General features: G+C 46.6%; 4 protein-coding genes. All 4 read left to right on the top strand.

Annotated elements, in window-relative coordinates:
* Nucleotides 1-74 precede the first annotated feature (74 nt).
* The 4 genes from efp to spoIIIAC all read left to right on the top strand — a co-directional run bounded on the left by efp (nt 75) and on the right by spoIIIAC (nt 2,510).
* On the top strand, nt 75-650 hold the full coding sequence (gene efp, locus CCU_RS03375) for an elongation factor P (protein WP_208896338.1): 576 nt from the start codon (nt 75-77) through the stop codon (nt 648-650).
* 176 nt (nt 651-826) lie between these two features.
* Entirely contained in the window at nt 827-1,759 is a 933-nt protein-coding gene (spoIIIAA, locus tag CCU_RS03370; RefSeq protein WP_015533566.1) for a stage III sporulation protein AA, read from the top strand.
* A gap of 14 nt (nt 1,760-1,773) precedes the next feature.
* Complete coding sequence (locus CCU_RS03365; protein ID WP_015533565.1) at nt 1,774-2,292, top strand: stage III sporulation protein AB; 519 nt, start codon at nt 1,774-1,776, stop codon at nt 2,290-2,292.
* A 17-nt stretch (nt 2,293-2,309) separates the two neighbouring features.
* On the top strand, nt 2,310-2,510 hold the full coding sequence (gene spoIIIAC / locus CCU_RS03360; RefSeq protein ID WP_015533564.1) for a stage III sporulation protein AC: 201 nt from the start codon (nt 2,310-2,312) through the stop codon (nt 2,508-2,510).
* The last annotated feature ends 54 nt before the right edge of the window (nt 2,511-2,564 follow it).

Here is a 2,564-nt window from a genome sequence, read left to right as displayed (position 1 = left end):
AAATTTATTTCATATATTATAAAATGTGACAAGAAGTTTATATCTTTAAGGAGGATAAGATAGTTATGGCAGAGATGATCTCAGCAGGCGATTTTAGAAACGGCGTTACAATCGAATTCGAAGGAAATATTTATCAGATTATAGAGTTCCAGCACGTTAAGCCAGGAAAGGGTGCAGCTTTCGTTAGAACAAAGCTTAAGAACATCAAGAGTGGCGGTGTTGTAGAGAAGTCATTCCGTCCAACAGAGAAGTGTGAGAAGGCTCACATCGAGAGAAAGGACATGCAGTATCTGTACAATGACGGAGATCTTTATTACTTCATGGATCCAGAGACATATGATCAGATTCCTATCAGCTCAGCAGCTATAGGTGATTCACTTAAGTTCGTTAAGGAGAACGAGATGTGTAAGATCTGTTCACACAATGGCAACGTATTTGCTGTAGAGCCACCTCTCTTCGTTGAGCTTGTTATCACAGAGTGCGAGCCAGGTGTTAAGGGTGATACAGCTACAGGTGCAACAAAGCCATGTACAGTTGAGACAGGCGCACAGGTATCAGTACCTCTCTTCGTTAACGAGGGTGACACGATCAAGATCGATACACGTACTGGCGAGTATCTTCAAGAGTATAATAATTGTTACCAGCATTAGGATATAACTACCTACGATAACATATAAGAAGAATAAGAGTCCCGGTGATTCAGGATATTTGAATCGCCGGGACTTTTTTGTGCTGTAAGCAACCCAAGGTTCTAACCTCCCCACCCTCTGAATATACTTTTTATGTAGCTGTACAGACAGTGTTATATAGAAGAAGGACGATACATATGTGTGGAGAAGATATATTGCATCTGCTTCCCATCAGGATCAGGTGCATGGTTGAGAAGCTGAGGCTTGATTATGGGAGACTGTGGGAGATACGTCTGAGGGTGAATAGTCCCTTTATACTTAGATACGAGGACTCGGAGATATATGTTGATTCCTGCGGATCAAGAACCTGTAATATGAAGGATGCGTACATAGTGACTGCCAGGGATGTGAACGACACTCTGGAATGTATCTGCAATCATTCCCTGTATGCCTATGAGGATGAGATACGTCAGGGCTTTATCACCGTGTGCGGTGGACACAGGGTAGGAGTTGCGGGCAAGATCATACTCGATGGAACAAGGATCAAATGCATCAGACACATATCATTTCTTAATATCAGGGTGGCACATGAGATCAAGGGATGCAGCGGTGATGTCCTGCCATACATATACAGTGATGGCAAGCTGATGAACACGCTCATAGTGTCCGCTCCGTGTCACGGCAAGACCACACTGCTCAGGGATATCATAAGAGTAGTGTCTGACGGAGGAATGACAGTTGGTGTGGTTGATGAGAGATCGGAGATAGCGGCGTGCTACAAGGGCGTTCCGCAGAATGATGTCGGAATGAGGACTGATGTTCTTGACTGCTGTCCAAAAGCTTCAGGAATGATGATGCTGGTTCGAACCATGGCGCCTGATCTCATAGCGGTCGATGAGATAGGAGGGCAGCAGGATGTCGATGCCATTTTCGGCGTGATAAACTGCGGATGCCGTCTGCTTGCTACTGCACATGGCTATTCTATGGATGATGTGAGAGACAGGGCAGGGATAAGGCGTCTTGTGGAGAACAGGGTTTTTGAGAGGTATGTCGTGCTTGGAGGCGACAAGGCGGGACAGATCTCTGATATATTTGACGGCCAGGGCAACCGGCTGTGCTGGTACGATTAGATGGGAGGCAGGACATGGTTAAGGCGATAGGAGGCTGTCTGATCGTATATGCCTCATTTATGGTGGGACATGCCATAGGGCAGTTGCATGGATGCATGGTGAAGGAGATGGAGGAAATGCTGCTCTTTATACAACTGTTCAAGGGGCAGATCATGTATGCCGGATCGGAGCTCCCGGAGATACTCGCCGACAGTGCAAAGCGTCTCAAGGGAAATGTTGGTAAATGGGTGAACGGTCTGGCGGAGATGTCTGAGAAGAACAGGGACAGGCCATTTGCAGAATTGTGGACAGACTCACTGGCGATGCTGAGGCGGGACAGTGCCCTGAGCTTGGAGGTGCTGGCGGATGTGGACAGGCTTGGAAAGATAATGGGAGATATGGACGTTGAGGCACAGCTCTCAAGGATAAATCTTGTGGAAGATATAATTACGGACAGATACCAGCGGGAACGCGCCAGAAGTTCCGGGATAAAGAGGCTTGCCAATTCACTTGGGCTGCTTGGAGGCGTATTCATAGTTATATTGCTCATGTAGGTTAAGAGGGAGAGACGATGACGATCCAGATACTTCTAAAAATAGGTGCAGTGGGAATTCTGGTGGCACTGCTCAACCAGATACTAAAACATTCAGGCAAGGAGGAGCACGCCTATCTGCTCAATCTGGCGGGACTCATCATTGTGCTTTCCTGGGTTATCCCGTACATAAGTGACCTGTTCAACGAGATCATGGATATTGTAAATATAGGACAATAAGTGAGAGTAGATGTGGGGGTAAATGATGAATCTCATGGCGGTTTCTCTGGCTGC

The organism is Coprococcus sp. ART55/1 (genome assembly GCF_000210595.1).
Taxonomy (GTDB): domain Bacteria; phylum Bacillota; class Clostridia; order Lachnospirales; family Lachnospiraceae; genus Coprococcus; species Coprococcus aceti.
The sequence above is the reverse complement of the archived record's forward strand: the minus strand, read 5'-3'. Positions and strand labels throughout refer to the sequence as shown.

Coding starts and splice junctions, on each gene's coding strand:
- efp (WP_208896338.1), top strand. CDS start 75: ATGATCTCAGCAGGCGATTTTAGAAACGGCGTTACAATCGAATTCGAA.
- spoIIIAA (WP_015533566.1), top strand. CDS start 827: ATGTGTGGAGAAGATATATTGCATCTGCTTCCCATCAGGATCAGGTGC.
- CCU_RS03365 (WP_015533565.1), top strand. CDS start 1,774: ATGGTTAAGGCGATAGGAGGCTGTCTGATCGTATATGCCTCATTTATG.
- spoIIIAC (WP_015533564.1), top strand. CDS start 2,310: ATGACGATCCAGATACTTCTAAAAATAGGTGCAGTGGGAATTCTGGTG.